This window comes from Candidatus Pantoea soli (assembly GCF_007833795.1).
Classification (GTDB): domain Bacteria; phylum Pseudomonadota; class Gammaproteobacteria; order Enterobacterales; family Enterobacteriaceae; genus Pantoea; species Pantoea soli.
Genome location: NZ_CP032702.1, coordinates 3,041,496 through 3,066,256, shown reverse-complemented (window position 1 = coordinate 3,066,256; position 24,761 = coordinate 3,041,496). Strand labels below are relative to the sequence as shown.

The 24,761-nt window shown below is 61.3% G+C and carries 6 protein-coding genes; 3 read left to right on the top strand and 3 right to left on the bottom strand.

Going from position 1 to position 24,761, the window contains the following annotated elements:
• Positions 1-36: 36 nt before the first annotated feature.
• The 3 genes from D8B20_RS14160 to metK form a co-directional block, all read right to left on the bottom strand.
• Complete coding sequence (locus tag D8B20_RS14160) at positions 37-549, bottom strand: SprT family zinc-dependent metalloprotease (protein ID WP_145889458.1); 513 nt, start codon at positions 547-549, stop codon at positions 37-39.
• 98 nt (positions 550-647) lie between these two features.
• Entirely contained in the window at positions 648-2,042 is a 1,395-nt protein-coding gene (locus D8B20_RS14155) for a sugar porter family MFS transporter (RefSeq protein ID WP_145889457.1), read from the bottom strand.
• A gap of 700 nt (positions 2,043-2,742) precedes the next feature.
• Positions 2,743-3,894, bottom strand: coding sequence for a methionine adenosyltransferase (gene metK / locus D8B20_RS14150; protein WP_145889456.1), 1,152 nt, complete (start codon positions 3,892-3,894; stop codon positions 2,743-2,745).
• Positions 3,895-4,704: 810 nt separating this feature from the next.
• Between metK and speA the strand changes: the two genes are divergently transcribed.
• From speA to D8B20_RS14135, 3 genes are all read left to right on the top strand, one after another.
• Positions 4,705-6,684 (top strand): biosynthetic arginine decarboxylase, encoded by a 1,980-nt coding sequence (speA, locus tag D8B20_RS14145; protein WP_145889455.1) that lies wholly within the window; start codon positions 4,705-4,707, stop codon positions 6,682-6,684.
• A 699-nt stretch (positions 6,685-7,383) separates the two neighbouring features.
• The gene (locus D8B20_RS14140) at positions 7,384-8,079 is read left to right on the top strand and encodes an EAL domain-containing protein (RefSeq protein WP_145889454.1); all 696 of its coding nucleotides are present in this window, start codon (positions 7,384-7,386) and stop codon (positions 8,077-8,079) included.
• 323 nt (positions 8,080-8,402) lie between these two features.
• Entirely contained in the window at positions 8,403-24,743 is a 16,341-nt protein-coding gene (locus D8B20_RS14135) for an Ig-like domain-containing protein (protein WP_186454380.1), read from the top strand.
• Positions 24,744-24,761: the final 18 nt, after the last annotated feature.

Here is a 24,761-nt window from a genome sequence, read left to right as displayed (position 1 = left end):
GCAGAATGGTCCGGCGGGGGAAATCAGATTTGCGGACTAGCCAGGCATAAATTCGCCGGGTTGCAGCAGCGTACCGCAATTTACGCAGCGGTATTCGCTTTCGCCGCGCAGCACGCGGTTATGGCGCCGCACCGTTAGCTGGTGCTGCTGACAGCGGCAGCGATAGGGAAAAGTGTTGCTGCGCACCGAGGCGATTTCAAACTGATGTGTGCGTCGTGCAGGCACGCCGAGCACCTCTTCCATCATCCACTTCCACTCTTTGCCGTGCGGTGTCACACGGCCGAAGGTTTTCCACACCAGCAGATGCGCCAGCTCGTGCGGGACCACTTCATCAATGAAGGCCTGCTGATTTTCCTGCAGCAGCACCGGGTTGAGGCGGATTTCCCACTCGGCAAGCCAGGCGGTGCCTGCTGCCGTGCCGCGCTGCTGATAAACCAGCCGGGGCTCAGCGAAATCGCGTTCCAGCCGCTGGCTGGCCAGCGCCAGGAAGTGACGCAGCGAACGCATAACGGCTTGTTGCAGGGCAATGGGCAGGCGAGGTGTTTTCATGTCGGGCAGGATAAGGGCTTGTCCGGCGCGAATCAACCGGCGGGCTTCAGGTAAAAAAAAGGGCCGCCCTGCGGCAGCCCCTGCTACGTTTGTCGCCCTTACTGCTGGCCGATATCGCGCAGTTTTTTACCGGCCATCAGGTTACGCTCAATGTGCTCCAGTGAGACGTTTTTGGTCTCCGGAATCAGCGCAACGGTCAGCAGGATAAAGAACACGTTCAGCCCGGCGTAAACCCAGAAGGTTGGCGCGTTGCCCAGCGAATTAAGCATGGTGAGGAAGGTGGCGCCAACAATCATGTTGGCAATCCAGTTGGTCGCGGTCGAGACCGTGATACCGAAATCGCGCCCTTTCAGCGGCTGAATTTCTGAACACAGTACCCAGATCAGCGGACCCGCCGACATCGCGAAACCAATGATGAACATCAGCAGCATGGCGATGGCAAAGTACTGTGCGCCCTGCGAATGGATGCCCAGATGCAGCATGGTACCGAGTACGCCCATACCGGCAGCCATCACCAGGAAGCCAAGGATCAGCGTAGGCTTACGGCCCCAGCGGTCAACCAGACCAATCGCGATGAAGGTAGCCAGTACGTTAACCAGGCCGACGATCACGGTGCCCCACATCTGCTGCGTGGTATTCGCAAAGCCCGCAATCTCAAAGATTTTCGGCGCGTAATACATGATGACGTTCATGCCGGTGAACTGCTGCATCACCTGCAGCAGCACGCCGAGGAACACCGCGCGGCGGAAGTTGCTGTTGCTCTGGAACAGCTGCCAGCCTGACTGCTTGATCTTCAGGCTTTCACGGATTTCATCCAGCTCGCGTTTTGCCTGCTCACTGGTGTCACGCAGGCGATCCAGCACGCGCTGCGCATCGCGGAAATCCCCTTTGGCTGCCAGCCAGCGCGGGCTGTTTGGCAGGAACACAACGCCCACCAGCAGCAGAATCGCCGGAATGGTGATGATGCCCAGCATCCAGCGCCAGTCGCCGGAGGCGCTGAAGGCGGTGTCAGACAGGTAAGCGCCCAGAATCCCGATGGTGATCATCAGCTGATACAGCGAGATCATACTACCACGGATTTTTTCCGGCGCAATTTCAGACAGATAAAGCGGTGCAGTATAGGAGGCAACACCCACGGCCAGGCCCAGCACCACGCGCGCGGTGATCAGCATTTCCGGGTTCGGAGCCATGGCAGACCACAATGAACCGATCACGAACAGAATCGCACCGGCCATCAGGCTCTTTTTACGGCCCAGATGCGAAGACATCCAGCCGCTGCCGATGGCGCCCACTGCAGCACCGAACATCATGGAACTGACGATCCACTCCTGTTGATGTGCGGTCACGTTAAAATCTTTTGCGATGAAAGGTAAAGCACCGGCGATGACGCCGATATCCAGACCAAACAGCAGGCCAGCCAGTGCGGCCAGAAAGCAGACAAACAGGGTCATCGCCTTGTTTGAGGTTCTGCTTTTGTGAGTATTACCAGGCATAGTGCCTCCGAAGTTTATCCATCTTTGTTGTTATCAATGTTATGAAACCTGTCGGTGGAAAAAGTGAGTAAGATCACATGATTGTAATCGGTTACACATGCTGAAACCCTGCAATTCAGCATTTTCCACCCGAAATAGTTACGTAACCAGTAAGGTATAGCACCCTTTAAGTTTCTGACATCACTCTGAATACCGGCTATCAGACGACGCTGAAAATAACGCATTTTTACCGATGTGACTACGCTGAAAAATCTCTAAATTACAGATAGTAAAAGGCTTTCAAAATGTAATCGTTAACAAAATGTTGTCAGCGCAGTGCTATGAGTGTAGACAGGGTTAAAAATTGCGCTTGCGGCGTAAGAAACAAATCGTGTGATTGCCCGGCAAAGCGCGCGGGAGCGGGGAAAAAAGCGGAATAAATCAGACTCGCCTGAGCCTGACGGAGCGGAAGAGGGCGCACCTGTGCCGCACGATTTGCCGCACAGCGGGGGATATCGCGCACAGGGTTTTATGCCGCCTCTGGCCGGCACGCTGCCGCCGCGTACTCCCTGCGCTATCGTGCGTCAGCTATTGTGGCCTGATGCGCGTTGCGGCCAATGTTGCTGTGGCGGTTACGCACGGCGGGCGTAAAAAAGCCCGCGTTAAGCGGGCTGATTGTGCCTTCTCCCGGCGGGAGAAGGTGGCGCAGGGGCAGGACAGATTACAGGCCTGCTGCTTCACGCAGCTGGGCGGCTTTGTCGGTCTGCTCCCACGGGAAGTGCTCACGACCAAAGTGACCGTACGCCGCCGTCTCTTTATAGATAGGCTTCAGCAGGTCCATCATCTGAATCAGGCCGTAAGGGCGCAGGTCAAAGAATTCGCGCACCAGCAGCGTCAGCTGTTCGGTAGAGACTTTCTCAGTACCGAAGGTTTCCACCATGATAGAGGTGGGCTCTGCCACGCCGATCGCGTAAGAAACCTGAATTTCACAGCGGTCTGCCAGGCCTGCTGCGACGATGTTCTTGGCCACATAGCGCGCCGCGTAAGCCGCTGAACGGTCCACTTTAGAGGGATCTTTACCGGAGAACGCGCCGCCGCCGTGACGTGCCATACCGCCGTAGGTATCAACGATAATTTTACGGCCCGTCAGACCACAGTCGCCCATTGGTCCGCCAATCACGAAACGGCCGGTCGGGTTGATGTGGTATTTGGTGCTGGCATTGATCCACTCAACCGGCAGCACCGGCTTGATGATCTCTTCCATCACCGCTTCACGCAGGTCGGCCTGGGAAATCTCTTCCGCATGCTGGGTCGAGAGCACCACGGCATCGATACCGACGATTTTACCGCCGTCGTACTGGAAGGTGATCTGGCTCTTGGCATCCGGGCGCAGCCACGGCAGGGAGCCGTTTTTACGCACTTCCGCCTGACGCTGCACCAGACGGTGCGCGTAGGTCACTGGCGCTGGCATCAGCACGTCAGTTTCGTTGGTGGCATACCCGAACATCAGGCCCTGGTCACCGGCACCCTGTTCCAGCGGATCGGTACGGTCAACGCCCTGATTAATATCCGGCGACTGCTTACCGATGGCGCTCAGCACGGCGCAGGAGTTGGCATCAAAGCCCATATCGGAATGAACATAACCGATTTCACGCACGGTTTTACGGGTGATCTCTTCGATATCCACCCAGGCGCTGGTCGTGATTTCACCGCCCAGCAGCACCATACCGGTTTTCACGTACGTCTCGCAGGCCACGCGTGCTTTGGGATCCTGTTCGAGGATGGCATCCAGCACGGCATCGGAAATTTGGTCAGCGATTTTATCAGGATGTCCTTCTGATACGGACTCAGATGTAAAAAGGTGTTTAGCCATTCTGTTCTTTACCTTACAAATGGTTTGAATTCGACTGCATAGCGTTAGCAGGAGGTGGCCTGCCCGACGCCCCTTCAGGCAAAGCCGCGAGCAGTGGGTGATAGCGTAATAATACGGCGCTAACCCGGAAAACTTTATTAGTTTAGATGGAAAACCATCTGGACGGCCATTTTAGGGGAGACGCGCAGCGCTTTTCCAGTGCTTTTTCCGATTCCGCACTTTTCAGCAAGCGGCCGGCTGGAAGTTTTTCCTGACAGTGCGCGCAAAGCGCCGACAAAGATTTTGCATTTTTGCCAGCCAGACGGTATAAAACGCCGCTGCTGTCGCACGCTGACAGCCAAAGGATGACGCACCCGTGCGTCGCGCCGTCAGATACCGTTAATCTGGCTATCATCCACTCCGTTTTCGCATGCTCTTAGCAGGCGCTGGAGGTGATAAAACCAATGAACCACATTTTGCCACGCTTCGGTTCACAGCGCTTATCTGGCGCGCTGCCACTCCTTTCTGTTTCCGGTTCTGTTCTTTTCTCCTGTCTGCGTTTTGTGTGTTGCGGTAATTATCCCGACACGAGCGCCGGTTAACCTTTTTCACGTCTTTTCACCGTGCTGATATCGCGGCGGGTAAGCCTGCCTTTACGGTAATGGCGGACCGGTTTTCCCCGACTCCGGCACGGTGTTTTACACTTAACATCAGCAATGCGCAGGGCAACCTGATGAGGTGAGAGAAGCAGCATGAACACATTTCTACCCGGCGTAGCGTTAGCAAAACCTGGCAACAGTTTCATATTTCAACGGAAAATTGAGGTTCGTGATGTCTGACGACATGAAGAATATCAAGGGTTCGTCAGCCGGCGAACAGGGTGTACTCCGCTCAATGCAGGAGGTGGCTGTGAACGATCAGGACGCCAGCAGAATGCTGCGCACCTACAACATTGCCTGGTGGGGTAATAACTATTACGACGTCAACGAACTGGGCCACATCAGCGTGTGCCCGGATCCGGATCAGCCGGATGTGCGCGTTGACCTGGCGAAGCTGGTTAAAGAGCGCGAGGCGGACGGTCAGCGCCTGCCGGCGCTGTTCTGCTTCCCGCAAATCCTGCAGCACCGTCTGCGCTCCATCAACGCCGCCTTTAAACGCGCGCGCGAATCCTACGGTTACAAAGGCGATTACTTCCTGGTGTATCCCATCAAGGTGAACCAGCATAAGCGCGTAATTGAATCGCTGGTGAACTCCGGCGAACCGCTGGGTCTGGAAGCCGGTTCCAAAGCGGAACTGATGGCGGTACTGGCGCACGCCGGTAAGACCCGCACGGTGATTGTCTGCAACGGCTATAAAGACCGTGAATACATTCGTCTGGCGCTGATTGGCGAAAAGCTGGGGCATAAAGTCTATCTGGTTATCGAAAAGATGACCGAAGTGCGGCTGGTGCTGGAAGAGGCGGAGCGCCTCAACGTGATTCCGCGTCTCGGTATTCGTGCGCGTCTGGCTTCGCAGGGCTCCGGTAAATGGCAGTCCAGCGGCGGCGAAAAATCCAAATTCGGCCTGGCGGCATCGCAGGTGCTGCAACTGGTGGATATCATGCGCAACGCCGGCCGTCTCGACAGCCTGCAGCTGCTGCACTTCCACCTCGGTTCGCAGATGGCCAACATCCGCGATATCGCCACCGGCGTGCGTGAATCGGCGCGCTTTTACGTTGAGCTGGCGAAACTGGGCGTCAACATCAAGTGCTTTGACGTGGGCGGTGGCCTCGGCGTCGACTACGAAGGCACGCGTTCCCAATCGGACTGCTCGGTAAACTATGGCCTGAACGAATACGCCAACAACGTGATCTGGGCGATTGGCGATGCCTGTGAAGAGCACGGACTGGAGCACCCAACCGTCATTACCGAATCCGGCCGTGCCGTGACCGCGCATCACACCGTGCTGGTTTCCAACATCATCGGCGTAGAGCGTAACGAATTCAGCACGCCGGTGGCACCGGATGCGGACTCGCCGCGCCCGATTCAAAGCCTGTGGGATACGTGGCAGGAGATGCACGAACCCAGCGTGCGACGCTCGCTGCGTGAATGGCTGCACGACAGCCAGATGGATCTGTTCGATATCCATACCGGCTATTCGTCCGGTACTTACGATCTCGGCCAGCGCGCCTGGGCAGAGCAGCTCTATCTGAGCATCTGCCACTATATTCAGCAGCACCTGGACCCAAGCAACCGCGCGCACCGTCCGATTATCGATGAGCTGCAGGAGCGGATGGCAGATAAAATCTACGTCAACTTCTCCCTGTTCCAGTCGATGCCGGATGCATGGGGCATTGATCAGCTGTTCCCGGTTCTGCCGCTGGAAGGGCTGAATAAAACGCCGCAGCGCCGCGCGGTGCTGCTGGATATTACCTGTGATTCTGACGGCACCATCGATCACTACGTGGACGGTGACGGTATCGCCACCACGATGCCGATGCCGGAATATGACGTTGAGAACCCGCCGATGCTGGGCTTCTTTATGGTCGGGGCTTATCAGGAGATCCTGGGTAACATGCACAACCTGTTCGGTGACACCGAAGCGGTAGACGTGTTTGCTTTCCCGGATGGCAGCGTGGAAGTTCAGCTGTCAGACGAAGGCGATACCGTGGCGGATATGCTGCAATATGTCCAGCTGAACCCGAACGATCTGATGACCTTGTTCCGCGATCAGGTTAAACAGCAAAAAGACATCGACGAAGAGCTGCGGGCGCAGTTCCTTGAAGAGTTCGAAAGCGGCCTGTATGGCTATACCTATCTCGAAGACGAATAACGTCGTCTGTGATAAACGGGCCTCTGCGGGCCCGTTTTTTTATGCCCGCCGCTCACGCCCGCGCTTTTTATGCAAAACGTGAGAAAGATCACCTCGCTTATTTAGCCTGCTGCACCTGCTCCCGGAAATGAAACAAACGGAGCCGCGGCGGGTCAATTTCGTTTTTTTTAAATTTTCTCCCTGTTGAAATAAGCAATACTTTCCGGCACTTATTCATTGGGCTTAATGTGTTATCACCAGTTAAGCTTAATGATGCTTTTTGCATGCATAATAAAAAGTTAAACATTAAATATAAAATAATCACATTACGTGCATTTTATTTTCTGGCGCTTTTTGGAACCTTTTCACGCCTGCTGTGGCTGCGGTTTTTCCGGATGAAGGGCAGAGTACAAAAAACAGCACGATTAAAAATGATAAAAATCAATTAATTGAATTTTTACGGCAATGCTGCACTGCGCTTTACACCGTTTTACCCAGGATTTTTCTGATCATTATATGAAGTTTAAAGAAAAATAATCTTCTCATTGATAGCTTTAAACGATTAAAGTTTGACACGCGCTTAACTGAAATCTATTTTTCAAAATGTAAATTGTGCGTTAGGCTTCAGTTAAGGTGTTAAGTTTTATCAATGTTTACTTAGCACGTTACATGAGAAATCCTGACAGTTTTGAGGTTGTGTCGCTCCTGTAAGGATCGCCAATGGGCTATGAATGTGATTATCGCTTCTTACTGGAGCCAATTCATGGCAAATCCGGCGAGTTGCAGGCATGGGAACTGTTAACGCGTTATGTGAATGACGCCACTATTAATAACGATCGTCATCCGGAAAGAGATACCGGATTCTTCAGTCAGCTTCCTGCTGACCAGAAATGGCAGTTATTCCTCCACCAGGTCGAAAAGCTTATTCAGCTATACCAGACGGGATTCAGACAGGTTATTAGCGTAAATGTAGACAGAGATATTGTGGACGGTATTTTCAAAGATGCTGAAATACAAGAGAAACTGGCCACTCTGACGCTGATGCGTTTAGAACTTTCTGCCTTTTTTACCGCACGTTTTTCCAGTGCTGATCTGCTGACATTAAAAGGCGTGTCAAAAATCACGCCCGCTCCCTTATGGCTTGATCATTTTGGTCCGGGTTATTCCAGCCTGACCATGCTTGATAGCGGAATATTTGAAATCGTCAAGATTGACCAGCAATTTTTCTGGCAATTTGGCGAGGAGCGTACTTTCGACATTCTGCTCGACCACCTTAATCAATTATGTCGCGGCGTGATTATTGAGGGCGTTGAAAATCAATCCCAGGCTGACCTGCTGGCGCACAGAGCGATATTCGGCATGCAGGGTCATCTGTGGGAAAGCGTCTATCTGGATGATTTGGCTGCACAATCCTGATTACCTGCGTGAAAAAGCCGGATATTAACCAGGGGAAATAATGCACAGCGTGGCGGCACGTAATAATTGCAGCGCTGTTTATCCGCCGCGCGGAATACCTGCATCTTTCTGCGGAGAATATTCACCCACGTCTGGCAGGGTATAGCAGATTGGCAGCGTCACAAGACTCAGCGTGATTTCATTGTTTATTTACCGCAGTGGAATTAATTGGGAGGAGGAAGCGGATAATGCAGCGCGTTATCCGTGCTTAACACCGGTATCCGTGGATGCCGGGCATTTTTATGGATGCTGATAAGCAAATAACTGCACGGGATCTCAATAACATGAACAACATTTCTATTACGCCCAAAGGCGGCACAATTGCTTCTGAAATCAGCGGCGATCAGGTTAATTTGACTGCTCCCAGCGTGGTTAAGCTGCAGCTTAATCAGGCAGAAATTAAGTCTTTCACACGCAATGGTAATGATTTAGTCGTCACCACTAAATCAGGTGATGTTCTTGTTATTCATAACTTTTATAACCCGCAGGGTGACAGCGATCTGGTGCTGCAGGACGATCGCGGTGCCCTGTGGTGGGTAGAAGATCCCGGCACAGAAGGTTTTCAGTACGTTTCTATCGACAGCACCGAAGGGCTGCTGGCGGTGAATACCACGGATACCGGTACCATCACGGCGTTCGGTATCGCCGGCGCTGCGCTGGCGGGTATCGGCGCGCTGGTCGCCGGTAACCGTGGCGGAGGCGGCGGCGGTGATAACACCGGCGGCGATAACACAGGCGGTGGCAACACCGGTGGCGGCGAAACCGGCGGAGGTACCCCGGGCGGTGGCAATACCGGCGAAGGTGACGGCAGCGGCACCGGTAATGACACCACGCCACCGGCTGCAGTAGCGGACCTGGCGCTGACCGGCACCGGCAACCAGCCGGGCGCGATTGCCCAGGGAGGCACCACCTCCGATAACGCGCCTGTCCTCAGCGGCACGGCAGAAGCCGGATCGATTATCAGCGTTTATGATGGCAGCTCGCTGCTCGGCACCACGACCGCCGGGGCGGATGGCAGCTGGCTGTTTACCACGCCGGTGCTCGGTGATGGCCAGCACAGTTTAAGCGTGACGGTGACTGACGCCGCCGGCAATACCAGCGCCGCCAGCAACGCGATCAGTTTTACCGTGGACACCGTCGCGCCGGCGGCGGCCACCGATCTGGCCATGAGCGGCACGGATAACGGCAGCACGGCACCGTTGCCAAACGGCGCCGGCACCAGCGACACCACACCCACCCTGAGTGGTCTGGGTGAAGCGGGAACGGTGGTCAGCGTCTTTGACGGTCAGACTCTGCTGGGCAGCACGGTGGTGGCCAGTGACGGAACCTGGAGTTTTACCACGCCCGTATTGGGTAGCGGCAGCCACAGCCTGAGCGTGACGCTGACCGATGCCGCCGGCAACGTCAGCGCAGCGTCATCAGCCTATAACATCTTCATTCAATCCGCGCTGCCGCCTGCCAGCGGCAGCCTCGAAGTCTATGATGACAGCGGCACCACGGCGCAGCTGCTGAATAACGGAACCAGCACCGCAGATAACACGCCGGTGCTGACCGGGGTGGCAACCGCCGGTAACCTGATCACGCTGTATAACGGCACGGAGGTGCTGGGCAGCGTGGTGGCCGATGCCAATGGGCAATGGCGTTTTACGCCGGCTGCGCTGGCTGATGGCAGCTATGCCTTCTCCGCAGCGGTAACGGATGCAAACGGCAACGTCACGCAGACCCCGACGATCACCCTTAACATCGATACGCTGGCACCGGCCAGCGCAGGCGAACTCAATCTGAGCAATGACACCGGCGGCGGCAGCGTGCCGGTGAGCGCCGGTGGCGTGACCAATACCGCCACACCGACGCTCAGCGGTACCGCCGAGCCGGGCAGCACGGTCAGCGTGCGCGACGGTGACACCCTGCTGGGCACGGCCACCGCAGACGCCAGCGGCAACTGGCGTTTTACCACGCCCGCGCTGGATGAAGGCAGCCACAGTCTGACCACCACCGTCAGCGATGCCGCCGGCAACATCAGTCCCGCCTCCGATCCGCTGCCCTTTACCGTGGACGCCACGCCGCCTGCTGCTGCCAGCGACATAGTGCTGAACGGCACCAGCGGCAGCGTGCAGCAGCCGATTGCTGCTGACGGCGCCACCCGCGACATCACGCCACAGCTCAGCGGCAGCGCCGAGCCGGGCAGCGTCGTCACGGTGCTGGATAACAATGCGGTGCTGGGCAGCGTCACCGCCGGCAGTGATGGCAGCTGGACGTTTATCACGCCTGAGCTGAATGAAGGCGCGCACAGCCTGACCACCACCGTAACCGATGCGGCAGGCAACACCGGCCCGGCCTCTGCGGCGCTCGGTTTCACCGTGGATACCACGCCACCGGTCGCGGCCAGCAATCTGCTGCTGAGCAATGATGCCGGTGCGACGCCGGTTCCGGTTGCGCCTGGCACGACCACCGATGACAGCACGCCGGTTCTCAGCGGCCAGGCGGAGCCGGCAGCGATCGTCAACGTCTACGATGCCGGCACGCTGCTGGGCAGCGTTACCGCCGGCAGTGACGGTAGCTGGCAGTTCACCTCACCGGCGCTGGCAAACGGTGCGCACAGTTTCAGCGTCACGGTAACGGATGCGGCAGGCAATACCAGTGCATCCTCAGCGCCAGTTGACTTCTCGGTTGACGCCAGCCTGCCACCCGCGACACTGCCGCTGCAGGTTACTGATGACAGCAACGGCACGGTCGTCACGCTGGCGGATGGGGCCATCACCCAGGATGACACCCCGATTCTCAGCGGCGTGACCAGCGCCGGGGCGATTGTCACGCTCTATGACGGCAGCAACGTTCTGGGCAGCGTCACTGCAGACGGCAACGGCCAGTGGAGTTACGCGCCAGGTGCGCTGATTGACGGCACTTATGCCTTCCAGGCCAGCATTGATATTAACGGCAGCGTCACGCAGAGCGACGTGGTGACCATTACCATTGACACCGTAGCACCGGCGGTGCCAGGCGATCTGGCGCTGGTCAACGACGAGGGCGCGACGCCACTGCCGGTCGCGGCAAACGGCACCACCGGCGACATCACGCCTGTCCTGAGCGGCAGCGCCGAACCCGGCAGCATCGTGGTGATTCGTGACGGCGACACGGTGCTGGGTAGCGTCACGACGGACAACACAGGCCGCTGGAGCTTTACCACGCCGGCGCTGGCAGCAGGCGATCACAGCCTGACCGCCACCGCCACCGATGCGGCGGGCAACAGCAGCGCTGCGTCGGCACCTTACAGCTTCACCGTGGACACAGTACCGCCCGCGGCGGCCAGCGATCTGCTGCTGAGTAGCGATAACAGCGGTGCGCAGATTCCGCTGGCGACGGACGGCAGCACCAATGACACCACGCCGGTGCTGAGCGGCACCGCAGAAGCGGGCAGCGTGGTGACCATCAGTGATAACGGTCAGGTGCTGGGCAGCAGCACTGTCGGCAGCGATGGCACCTGGCGCTTTACCACGCCCGATCTGGCGGAGGGGGCGCACAGCCTGACCGCCACCGTGACCGATGCGGCGGGCAACAGCAGCGCGCCGTCGGCGCCGGTCTCGGTGACGATTGATACCACCGCCCCGGCGGCCGTCAGCGATCTGCTGGTCACGGACGCTGTCGGCAACCAGCAGGGGCCGCTCAGCAACGGCGACACCACCGATGACCGAACACCGGTACTGAGCGGCACCAGCGAGGCCAACGCGACGATCAGCGTGTATGACGGCTCACTGCTGCTGGGCATTACCACCGCTGATGCCGCCGGCAACTGGCGCTTCACGCCGCCGACGCTGAGCAACGGCAGCCATGCGTTCACCGTGACAGCGACGGACGCCGCAGGCAATGTCAGCGCGCCGACGCCGGTCTTTACGGTGATTGTGGCCGCCGATCTGCCTCCGGCCAGCGGCTCGCTGGAGGTCACGTCTGACAGCGGCACCACCACGGTAGTGCTGACCAACGGCAGCTATACCTCTGATGAAAATCCGGTGCTGACCGGGCTGGCCAGTGCCGGCAGCACCATACAAATCCTTGACGGGAATACGGTCGTCGGCAGCACCACCGCCGATGCGAACGGGCAGTGGACCTTTGCGCTGTTCAACCTGAGCCAGGGGCTACACACCCTGCACGGCGTGATCGCTGACGCCAGCGGCAACAGCATCAACACGGCCTTTATCACCATCACGGTTGACTCTGTCGCACCGGATACTGCCGGCAACCTGCTGCTGGCCAGCGACGCCGGCAGCACCCTCAGCGAGGTGGCGCCAGGCAGCAGCACCAGTGACAACACGCCGGTGCTGAGCGGCAATGCCGAAGCCGGCAGCCTCGTTACGGTGCTGGACGGCACGACGGTGCTGGGATCGGTTACCGCCGGCACCGATGGCAGCTGGCGCTTTACCTCACCGCTGCTGAGCGAAGGCGGACACAGTTTCACCACCACGGTGACGGATTTAGCCGGCAACGTCAGTCCGGCGTCAGCAGCGATCGATTTCACGGTCGATAGCGTGGCACCGGCAGCGGCCGGCGGCCTGGCGCTGAGCGATGCGAACGGCAGCGCGATTGGCGCCGGCACCACCACGACCGACAGTACGCCGGATCTGACCGGCAGCGCCGAGCCGGGAGCGGTAGTCCGGGTGTATGACGGCACGACATTGCTGGGTTCGGTGGCGGCCGATGAGGCGGGTAACTGGCGCTTCACGCCGGCAGCGCTGACTAACGGCGCGCACAGCTTCACCACCACGGTGACAGACGCAGCGGGCAACGTCAGCGCGGCGTCACCCGCCTATGGCTTCACGGTGGCGGCGGATGTGCCGCCGGCGATCGGTTCACTGGAGATCGTTGATGACAGCGGCAGCACGCAGGTGCCGCTCAGCGAAGGATCAAGCACCCGGGATAACACGCCGGTGTTCAGCGGCGTGGCGGGGGCCGGCGATCTGGTGATCCTTTATAACGGCACGGTGGCGCTTGGCAGCGTGGTGGCGGATGGCAACGGGCAGTGGAACCTGACCCCGGGCACGCTGGAAGATGGCCTGTATGCCTTCCACGCCACCGCCATCAGCGCGGACGGCGTGCAAACGGATTCCGGCGTCATTAACGTCACCATTGATACTGCCGTGCCGGATGCGCCGGCTGTGATTGACCTTACCGACGCCAGCGGTGCGCCGCTGGATGGCACCACGCCGACTAATACGACCGCCCCGATCCTGAGCGGCAGCGGTCTGGCCGCAGGCAATATCGTCACGGTGCTGGATGGCACTACCGTGCTGGGCAGCACCACGGTGGACAGTGACGGCAACTGGCGCTTTACGACGCCTGTTCTCAGCGATGGCGATCACAGCCTGACCACCACGGTCACGAATGCGGCCGGAAACACCGGGCCATCCTCAGCCCCGGTTACGCTGACGGTAGATACCTTACCGCCTGCTGCCGCGGCGAATGTGCAGCTCACGAATGCCGATGGCGATACGCTGCCGGCAAATGGCGTTACCAACAGCACCACGCCGACGCTTAGCGGCTCTGCGGAGCCGGGCAGCGTGATCACCGTCGCGGATAGCGGTACGGTGATTGGCAGTGCCAGCACTGACAGCGCCGGCAACTGGCGCTTTACGCCAGACACGCCGCTGAGCGATGGGGCGCACAGTATGACCACCGTGGTCACCGATGCGGCTGGCAACAGCGGCCCGGCATCGGCACCGCTGATTGTCACCGTCGATACCACACCGCCGGCCGCGGCCAGTGCACTGCAGCTCAGTGACGATCAGAGCGGCACGCCGGTTGTCATCAGTAATGGCGTGACCAACGACACCACGCCGGTGCTGAGTGGTCGCGCGGAACCGGGCAGTACCGTCACGGTCTCCGATAACGGGCAGGCCATTGGCACGGTGGTTACCGGCAATGACGGCAACTGGAGCTTCACCACGCCGGCGCTGAGCGCGGGCGACCACAGCCTGACCACCACCGTGACCGATGCGGCAGGCAACACCGGTCCGGCCTCTGATGCGCTGACTTTTACAGTCGATACCTCAGTGCCGCCAGCCCCTGGCGATGTGCTGCTGAGCAACAACAACGGTGAAACGCCGCTACCGGTAGCCAGCGGTGCCGCCACCAACGACAACACGCCAGAGCTGAGCGGCACAGCGCCGGCGGGCAGCCTTGTCACCGTGTATGACGGCGCGGATGCGCTGGGCTCGGTCGCGGCCGATGCCGATGGCAACTGGCGCTTTACGCCCGGTACGGCGCTGGCGGACGGGCCACATACCCTGACCGCCACCGTCACCAGTGCGGCGGGCAATACCAGTCAGCCTTCTGCGCCGATCGGCGTGGTGGTGGATACGGTGCCACCGGCGGCGGCGGACAACCTGCAGTTGAGTAATAACAACGGTCAGGCACCGGTCGCGATTGAGCCGGCCGGTGTGACCAGTGATACCACGCCGCTGTTCAGCGGGACGGCGGAAGCGGGCGGCGTGGTCACCATTCTGGATAACGGCAGTGCGATTGGCTCAGCCACGGCAGACGGCGAAGGCATCTGGCGTTTCACGCCGGACACCCCGCTGCAGGCCGGCGGCCACAGCCTGAGTACCATCGTGACCGATAGCGCCGGCAATGCGGGCAGCGAAAGCGGCGCGTTTCCGTTCACGGTCGATCTGACCGCGCCGCCTGCGGCAGGAAATCTGGTTCTGAGCGATGACCAGAGCGGCAGCAGCGTACCGGTAACCGGCGGGGCCACCAGCGACACCACGCCGGTGCTGAGCGGAACGGCGGCGGCAGGCAGTGTCATCACCATTCTGGACGGTGACACCGTGCTGGGTTCAGTGGCGGCAGGCGGTGACGGGACGTGGAGCTTCACCACGCCGGCCCTGACGCAGGGCGACCACAGCCTCACTACCACCGTGACCAGCGCGGCGGGGAACGTCAGCGCACCGTCACCGGCGATTAGCTTTGTGGTGGATACGCAGGCACCGGATGCCCCGGCCGGGCTGCAGCTGAACAGCGGCAGCGGCCCGATTGCCGACGGCGGCGCAACCAATGACCCGACGCCAGCGCTGAGCGGCACAGCCGAAGCGAGCAGCACCGTCACGCTGTATGAAGACGGCACGGTGCTGGGCACGGCCGTGACCGATAATGACGGTAACTGGAGCGTGACGCCGGATACGCCGCTGGCGGAAGGCAGCCATACGCTGACCACCACCGTGACCGATGCGGCCGGCAATGTCAGCGCGCCGTCTTCGGCCGTGGTGGTGATCGTGGATACCACCGCACCCGGGACACCCGCGAATCTGCAACTCAGCGGTGAGATCAATGGCGCAGCGGTGGCCATCGCCGAAGGCGGTGCCACCACAGATACCACGCCGCGGCTAACCGGCAGCGCAGAGCCCGGCAGCGTGGTACGCGTTTTTGATAATGGCGGTGAGCTTGGCTCAGCCAGCGTTGATGGCAATGGCAACTGGACGTTCACGCCGGCAGCACCGCTGGCGGAGGGACAGCACAGCTTTACCACCACGGTCACCGATCCGGCGGGCAATGCCGGCAGCGCCTCGCTGCCTTATGCCTTTACGGTAGATTTGACGGCGCCAGCGGCGATTGGCGATCTGACGGCCACCGACGATGCCAGCCAGCCGGTGACGGATGCCACCACCGACAGCACGCCGACGCTCTCAGGCAGCGCGGAACCCGGCAGCCTGGTCACCCTCTATGATGGCGACACGGCGATCGGTTCTGTGGTCGCCAGCGCGGGGGATGGCAGCTGGCGCTTTGTGCCGGCGACACCGCTGGCCGAGGGCGCGCACGCCCTGAGTGCTACCGCCACCGATGCCGCCGGCAATGTCAGCGCAGCGGGTAATGTGCTGGCCCTGACGGTGGATACCACCGCGCCGGTGCTGACGCCGTTTGTGGTCAGCAACAACAACGGCCCGGCCCCGGTGACGGTGCCGGATAATGGCTTCACCAATGACCCGACGCCGGCACTGAGCGGCACGGTGGAAGCGGGCAGTCTGGTCACGATTTACGACGGCGATACCGTGCTGGGCTCGGCGGTGGCCGATGCCAGCAGCGGCGCATGGAGCTTCACGCCCTCTGCGCTGGCGGAGAGCAGCCATGCTCTGAGCATCACCGTGGCCGATACGCTGGGGAATGTCAGTGCGCGCTCGGATGCGGTCACGATCACCGTGGATACCGTGCCGCCTGCCGCCGTCACGGCACTGACGGTCAACAGCAACGAGGATGGCACGCTGGTGCCGGTTGCCGCTGACGGCGCGACCCGCGATACTACCCCTGAACTGACCGGCCAGGCCGACGCGGGCAGCATCGTCACCATTCAGAATGGCGATGTGGTGCTGGGCAGCGTGGTAGCTGGCAGCAGCGGCGCATGGAGCTTTACCCCGGCGGCGCTGGATCAGGGCACCTATACCCTGACCGCCACCGCCCGCGATGCCGCCGGCAACGTCAGCGATGACCGCAGCGTCAGCTTTACGGTTGACACCGTGGCCCCGGGCACCGCAACCGGCCTTGAGCTGCGCAATGACAACGAAGGCGTTATCGCCCCGGGCAGCACCATCGCTGACAGCTCACCGCATCTGGTGGGCAGCGCCGAGGCAAACAGCATCATCACCATTTTTGACGGTATTACGCCGCTGGGCACCGTGCTGGCAGATGCCGACGGCAACTGGCGGTATGATCCCCTGCTCAATGACGGCACCTGGAACTTCAATGTCACCGTGACTGACGCCGCCGGCAATACCAGCGCCGCCAGCAGCGTGGTCAACGTTGTCATTGATACCGTGGTGCCGGCACCGGTGACCAACCTTGCGCTGCAGAACACCAGCAGCAACACACCGATTGCCGACGGCGCGCTGACCAACGACAGCACGCCAGCCGTCAGCGGGGCCGCCGAAGCCGGCACCACCGTGACGGTAACGGACGAAAGCGGCAACGTGCTGGGCAGCGTGCTGGTGGGCAGCAACGGACTGTGGAGCCTCACCAGCAATACGCTGAGCGATGGACAACATAGTCTGAGCGTGACCAGCGCCGACAGCGCAGGCAACGTGAGCGCACCGGTTACCATTGGCCTGGTGGTGGACAGCACGCCACCGGCCGTGGCGATCACCGCACTGACCAACGACAGCAATGGAGAGGAGATTAGCGCTGGCTCCCTTACCGGGGATGCGACCCCGGTGCTGAGCGGCACCGCGGAAGCCGGCAGTACGGTGTTTATCCGCAGTGACGGCAACGTCATCGGCTCGGTGGTGACCGGCGGTAACGGTCAGTGGAGCTTTAGCGTGCCCACGCTGAGCAGCGCCACCCATACGCTGAGCGTCACCGCCAGCGATGCGGCCGGTAACAGCGCGGCTGCGGCGACAGATATTACCTTCACGGTGGACGCTGTGCCGCCAGCGGTGGCGACTTTCGCGGTGTTTGATAACAGCGGCGCCAATGATACGGCGATCAATTTCAACGCCTTTACCCGGGATAACACGCCGCTAATCAGCGGTTCAGCGGAAGCCAACAGCACCGTCTCGGTCTACAACAATGGCGTGCTGCTGGGAACCGTGCAGGCGAACGCGGACGGTGCCTGGAGTCTTGTCTCTCCGCAGCTGAGCGATGGGCAGCATTCACTGACCGTGACCGTGACCGATGAAATCGGAAACGTCAGCGACGTCTCGGCCGCGTATGTGATTCAGGTTGACGCCACCGCGCCGGAGCCGGTTACGGCGCTGCTGGTGCAGAATGACAACGATCCGGATGCCCCGGTCACCCTGGGCAGCGGCAGTGTCACCAACGACCCCAGCCCGCTACTGAGCGGCCAGGCGGAGGCCGGCAGCATCGTGACCATTTACGATGGTGCCACTACGGGCACGCCGCTGGGATCCGTGCGTACTGACGCTGACGGCAACTGGAGCTTTACCACGCCGGCACTGAGTAACACGGCGCATACGCTGAACGTGACGGTGACGGATGAGGCGGGCAACATCAGCGCCACCACACCGTTTAACCTGACGGTGAACACGGTGAATCCCGATCCGGTGCTGAGCTTTGGCGTTTTCAGCAACGCCAATGCCACGGCGTATCAGGTCACTAATGGCTTCACAAATGACAGCACGCCCGTGCTGCGCGGCACCGGCGTGGCGGGCACCACCATTAACCTGATCCAGAATGGCGACATCGTCGCCACCACGACGGTCAATGAGGACGGCATCTGGCGTTATGAATCGGCCCAGCTGCCTGACGCCACCTATGCCTTCAGCGTGTCGGTAACGGATGCCGCCGGCAATGTCAGTACCGAAACCGGGCCGATCAGCGTCACCGTGGACACCGTGGCACCGGCGGGAATCGCGCTGAGCGGACTGCAGGTCAGCAACGATGACGGCGCGCTGGCAGCGGATGCCACGTCCGCGGATAACACCCTTACGCTGGCTGGCGCGGCGGTCACAGGCGAGCAGGTCGCGCTTTATGATGGCGGTACGCTGATTGCCACCACCACGGCTACCGCCAGCGGCTGGACCTTTACCACCCAGCCGCTGAGTAACGGTGGCCACAGCTTTACGGTGGTGGTGACCGATCTGGCGGGGAACGTCGGGGCGGCCAGCGATGCCTTTGCCGTGAATGTACAGGCTCCGCTGCCACCGACCACCAGTACACTGGAGGTGCTGGATGACAGCGGCAGCAGCCTGGTCACACTGGCTGACGGCGCGGTCACCCGCGACGCGACGCCGGTCGTGCGCGGCCAGGCAACGGCTGGTGAGCTGATTACCGTGCTGGCGAATGATGTTGCCGTTGGCTCTGCGGTCGTGGGCAGTGACGGGCAGTGGAGCGTCACCCCGGCTGGCCTGAGTGAAGGCGCGAACGTCATTACCTATACGGTGAACGGCGGGGCGGCTTCGGCACCCTTTACCCTGACGGTGGATACCACGGCACCGGCAGTGGTGCTGGATCTGGTGGCAAATAACAACAGTTCCGGCAGTAATGTGCCGATTGATCTGAACGGCATCACCAACGACAGCACGCCGGCGATAACCGGTACGGCAGAAGCGAATAGCCTGGTCACGGTTTACGAAGGCAACACCGTGCTGGGCAGCGTGACGGCCTCGGCCACCGGAGCCTGGAGCTTCCAGTCACCGGTGCTGAGTCAGGGCGCACACGCGCTGAGTGCGATCGTGACCGATGCCGCCGGCAACGTGAGTGCGCGCTCGGCGACCGTCACCTTTACCGTTGATACCGTGGCCCCGGCCGCCTCAACGCTGGTGGTCAGTAACGATCAGGGCACCCCGATCGTCAGCAACGGCGTCACCAGCGATAGCACGCCGCTCCTCACCGGCGCGTCGGAGCCTGGCAGTCTGATCACCCTGTTTGATGGCAGCGTGGCGATTGGCTCGGTCGTGGCCGATGCCAGCGGCAACTGGCGCTTCACGCCAGGCACGCCGCTGGATGAAGGCAACCACGTGCTGCGGGCGCAGGTGACGGATACTGCCGGTAACGCTGGCGCCTTCTCGTCCGCCAGCGTCATCACGGTCGACAGCGTGGCGCCGGCCCAGCCGGTTAACCTGGCTGCCACGAATAACAATGGCAACGTGGCGACGGCGATTGGTGCAGGCAGCACCACCAACGACAATACGCCAGTGATCAGCGGCAGCGGCGCGGAACCCGGCTCGCGCATCACCCTGAGCGAAAACGGTACGGTGCTGGGCTCGGTGACGGTGGGCAGCAGCGGTCAGTGGAGCATCACCAGTTCAGTGCTGGCAGACGGCGCACACACGCTGAGCGTGACCGCCACCGATGCCGCGGGCAATGTCAGCGCACCGGCCACGCTGGCGTTCAGCGTCGCCACGGCGGCACCGGCTCCGGTCACCGATCTGGCGATCAGCGATAACGTTTCGCCGGTCACAGGCAACCTGAGCGATAACGCCTTCACCAATGACACCACGCCAACCCTGAGCGGCACCGCCACGGCGGCGGGCTATATTGTCAGCGTGTACGATGGCAGCACGCTGCTGGGCTCGGTGGTCGCCGGTAGCGGCGGGGCGTGGGAATTTACCCCGGCTGCCCTCAGCAATGGCGCACATCCGCTTAGCGTCACCGTCACCGATACGTTCGGTAACGTCAGCGCTGCCACCACGCCGGTCACCCTGAATGTTGACACCGTTGCGCCTGCAGCCTCGACGCTGGCTATCACGAATGACATCACCGGCGCGCTGGTGCCGAACGGCGGCAGCACCAGCGACAACACGCCAACCCTGAGCGGCACGGCGGAAGCCGGCAGTCTGGTGACGGTCAGCGTGAATGGTGGCGCGGTCGCCAGCTTCACGGTTCAGCAGAGCGGTGCCTGGAGTTACACCAGTGCCGCGCTGAACGACGGCGTGCATCCGGTCAGCGTCACGGTGACCGATCCGGCCGGTAACGTCAGCGCCGCCAGCACGGCAACGGTGGTGGTGGACACGGCGGCTCCGGCGATTACGCTTGGCGCGTTCAACAACAATGGCCCGACACTGGTTGCCGTTGCCAATGGCGGCAGCACCAGCGACACCACGCCTGTCCTGCGCGGCACGGCGGAAGCCGGTAGCCTGGTGACGATCAGCCAGAACGGGACGGCGATCGGCTCGGTGGTGACCGGCAGCAGCGGCAACTGGAGCTACACCACCAGCGCGCTGGCTGAAGGCAGCTATAGCTTCAGCGTCACGGCACAGGATGCGGCAGGCAACATTAGCACGCCGCTCACCACGTCACTGATCGTGGATACCACGGCACCAGCCAGTGCGCCAAACCTGATCGTCACCAATGACGTGACCGGTGCGGTTGTACCGACTGGCGGCGCAACCAGTGACACCACGCCAACCCTGAGCGGCACCGGCGTGGAAGCCGGCGGCATTGTGACAGTGTATGACGGCAATACCGTACTGGGCACCGCGCTGGCCGGTGGCACCGGCGCGTGGAGCTTCGTTTCACCGGTGCTGGCCAACGGCACGCATGCACTGAGCGTGACGGTGACGGATGCCGCCGGCAACGTCAGCGCCCGTTCAGCCGCGGCGACCGTGGTGGTGGATACGGTGCCACCGGCGGCGTCCACCCTGGTGGTCACCAACGATGTCACGGGCACGGTGGTACCGAATGGCGGCACGACCAATGACACCACGCCTACCCTGAGCGGTACAGCGGAGGCAGGCAGCCTGGTCACCATCCGCGACAGCAACAGCGGCCAGGTGGCGAGCCTGACGGTCGGCGGCAGCGGTAACTGGACTTACACCACCGCCGCACTGCAGCCGGGCAGCCATCCGCTGAGCGTCACGGTGACCGATCCGGCGGGCAACGTCAGCGCGGCCACGACGGCCACGGTGATCATTGACACCACCCCACCGGCCATCACGCTGGCCGCTGCCAATAACAACGGCACCACACCGGTTCCGATTGCCGCAGGCGGCGTCACCAGCGACAGCACGCCGGCACTTTCGGGTGTAACCGAGGCCGGCAGCCTGGTCACCATCAGCGATGGCACGACGGTGCTGGGATCGGTGGTGGCGGGCAGCAACGGCGCGTGGAGCTACACCGTGCCTGCCCGGGCGGACGGCGCGCATACCTTTAACGTCACCGCCACCGATGCGGCAGGCAACACCAGTGCACCGGTCAGCCTGTCGCTGACGGTGGACACGACACCGCCAGCCACGCCAGCGATTGCCGTCACCGATAACGTGGGCAGCATTCAGGGGGCGCTGACCAGCGGCGCGGTGACCGATGACAACACGCCAACGCTGAGCGGCACAACGGAAGCGGGCGGCATCGTCACGGTGTACGACGGCAATGCCGCGCTGGGGTCAGTGGTCGCCGATGCCGGCGGCGCGTGGAGCTTCACCACGGCTGCGCTCAGCAACGGGCCACATACCCTGAGCGTGACGGTGCGTGACGCGGTCGGCAACGTCAGCGCGCCATCGCCGGCGGTGGCGATCACGGTGGATACGGTGGCCCCGGCGACCTCAACGCTGGTGATCACCAATGATGTCACCAGCACGGTGGTGCCGGCAGGCGGGGTAAGCAGTGACACCACGCCAACGCTGAGCGGCCTCGCCGAGGCGGGCAGCCGCATCACGGTGTATGACAACGGCACGCTGATTGGCAGCACGCTGGCGGCCGGCAACGGCACCTGGAGCTACACCACCGGGGTGCTGAGTCAGGGATCGCATCCGCTGAGCGTGACCGTCACCGATGTGGCCGGCAACGTCAGCGGCACCACCTCCGCCACCGTGGTTATTGACTCGGTGGCACCGGCGGCGGTGACCAACCTGCAGGCAGCAAACAACAACGGCAGCACGGCGGTCACCATCCCGAATAACGGGCTGACCAACGACACCACGCCGCTGCTGACCGGAAGCGGGGAAGTGGGCGCACGCGTCACCGTGAGTGAGAACGGCACGGTGCTGGGCACGGCGATTGTCGGCAGCAACGGTAACTGGAGCTTTATCACGCCGGTACTGGGTAACGGCAGTCACACCCTCAGCGTGACGCAAACCGACGCCGGCGGGAATACCAGCCCGGCGGTCAGCACCACGCTGCGCATTGATAATGTGGCACCGGCAGCCACGGCCTTCACCCTGACCGATGACAGCGGCACGACGCCGGTGACGGTGAGCAATGGCGGATTCACCCGCGATACCACGCCGACGCTGAGCGGTACCACCGAAGCCGGCGCGATTGTCACCATCTTTGATGGCAGCACCGCGCTGGGCACGGTTACCGCAGACAGCAACGGCGCCTGGAGCTTCACCACTGGCGTACTGGCAAACGGGGCGCATACGTTAAGCACCACCGTGACCGATGCGGCCGGTAACGTCAGCACCGGTAACAGCAGCGCCACCATCAACATTGATACCGTGGTACCAACCGCCGTCACCGGCCTGAGCATCAACAGCGCAGGTACGCTGGTGAGCGGCAGCGGCGAAGCCAACGCCACGGTGTCGGTGCGGGATGCCAGCGGGAACCTGCTGGGCAGTGCCACCGTGGGCAGCAGCGGTAGCTGGTCGGTGAATCTCAGCACCGCGCAGACCACCGGCGCAACCCTGACGGTGACGCAGGCGGATCGCGCCGGCAACGTATCGCCGGGTGCGTCGCTGACTGGCGCCATCCGCGTGGTGGCCACCAGCGATATCAGTGAGGTGGATTACAGCACGTCTCAGGCCACGGTCAGCAACGGCACGGTGAACTCCTCACACACGGCGCTGCTGACGGTGGGACTGGGAACCGTGCTGAACGCCAGCGTCATCAACAACGGCAACGCCTATCTGTTTACCGTCGGTCCTGACGATACGCGCACCGTGACGCTGAACGGCTCGGTGACCAGCGTGGGTGTGGCGGCGAACTATTCGCTCAACCTGTATGAGCAGCAGGCGAACGGTTCGTGGGTGCTGGTCAGTTCGCAGGCCAACTACATCAATGCGCTGCTGACCATCGGGACGCTGAAGGGCGCGAACGTAACCTACAGCGGGCTGGGCACCGGCACCTATGCGGTCGTGGTGGCGGCCAACACCAACATCAGCGTGCTGCCGACCACCACCGTCAGTACGGTGTCAGATTACACCACGCTGGCAGTGACCGTGGCGGCAACGGTCACCGGTAACCTGCTGACCAACGACACCAGTTCGGTGGCAGGCACCATTCCGGCCGGGACGTCGGTCACCGCCGTCGGCAGCAGCGCGGTGGCGGCCAGCGGCAATACGGTGATCAACACCACCTGGGGCACGCTGACCATTGATGCGAAGGGGGCGTATACCTATGCGCTGAAGGCTGGTCTGAATATCGACACGCTGCCGGCGGCGGATACCTTCACCTATTCGGTGCGGGATGCCAGCGGCGCCGTGACCTCGGCCACGCTCACCGTAAACCTGCATAACGGCCCGGCGGCAACGCTGTTTGCCGTCAGCAGCCTGGCGGTGGAAAGCAGCGATACCGCGCATGATGCCAGCGGCACCGTCTGGGCCGATGCGTCGGCCTCGCACAGTGGAACGTTAATCATCACTAATGAACTGGGGGATTCCACCACCGTCAGTAAACTGGGCACCACGGCGGTTGCCGGTGAGTTCGGTACCCTGCATGTCGCCGCGAACGGCAGCTACACCTATAACCTGAATGCGGATGTGAATGTGCAAAACATCACGCATAAAGAGGTGTTCAGCTACACGCTGGCGGGCAACGATGGCAGCCTGACGAGCCACAGCTTCACCATTGAGCTGCACCCGACGATCACGGGCACCAGCGGGGCTGACGCACTGACCAGCAGCGTCTACGACGACACCATTACCAGCGGTGCCGGCGCAGATACGCTGGTCTATCACCTGCTGAGCGCAGCAGACAGTACCGGGGGCAACGGGCATGACACCTGGACCGACTTTAACGTCGCTCAGGGGGACAAGATCGACATCAGCGATCTGCTCATCGGCTGGAATGATTCCACAAGTAATATTAATGATTTCGTGAAAGTGGACCATACTTCAGATGGCAATACCGTGCTCTCAATTGACCGTGACGGCAGCGGCACCGCCTGGAGCAGTACTCAGCTGATCACGCTGGAAGGCGTGAACGTTTCACTGGAGGAACTGCTGCAGCAACCGCACCAGAACCACACGGCATAGTGGTGCTGTGAAGCAGGG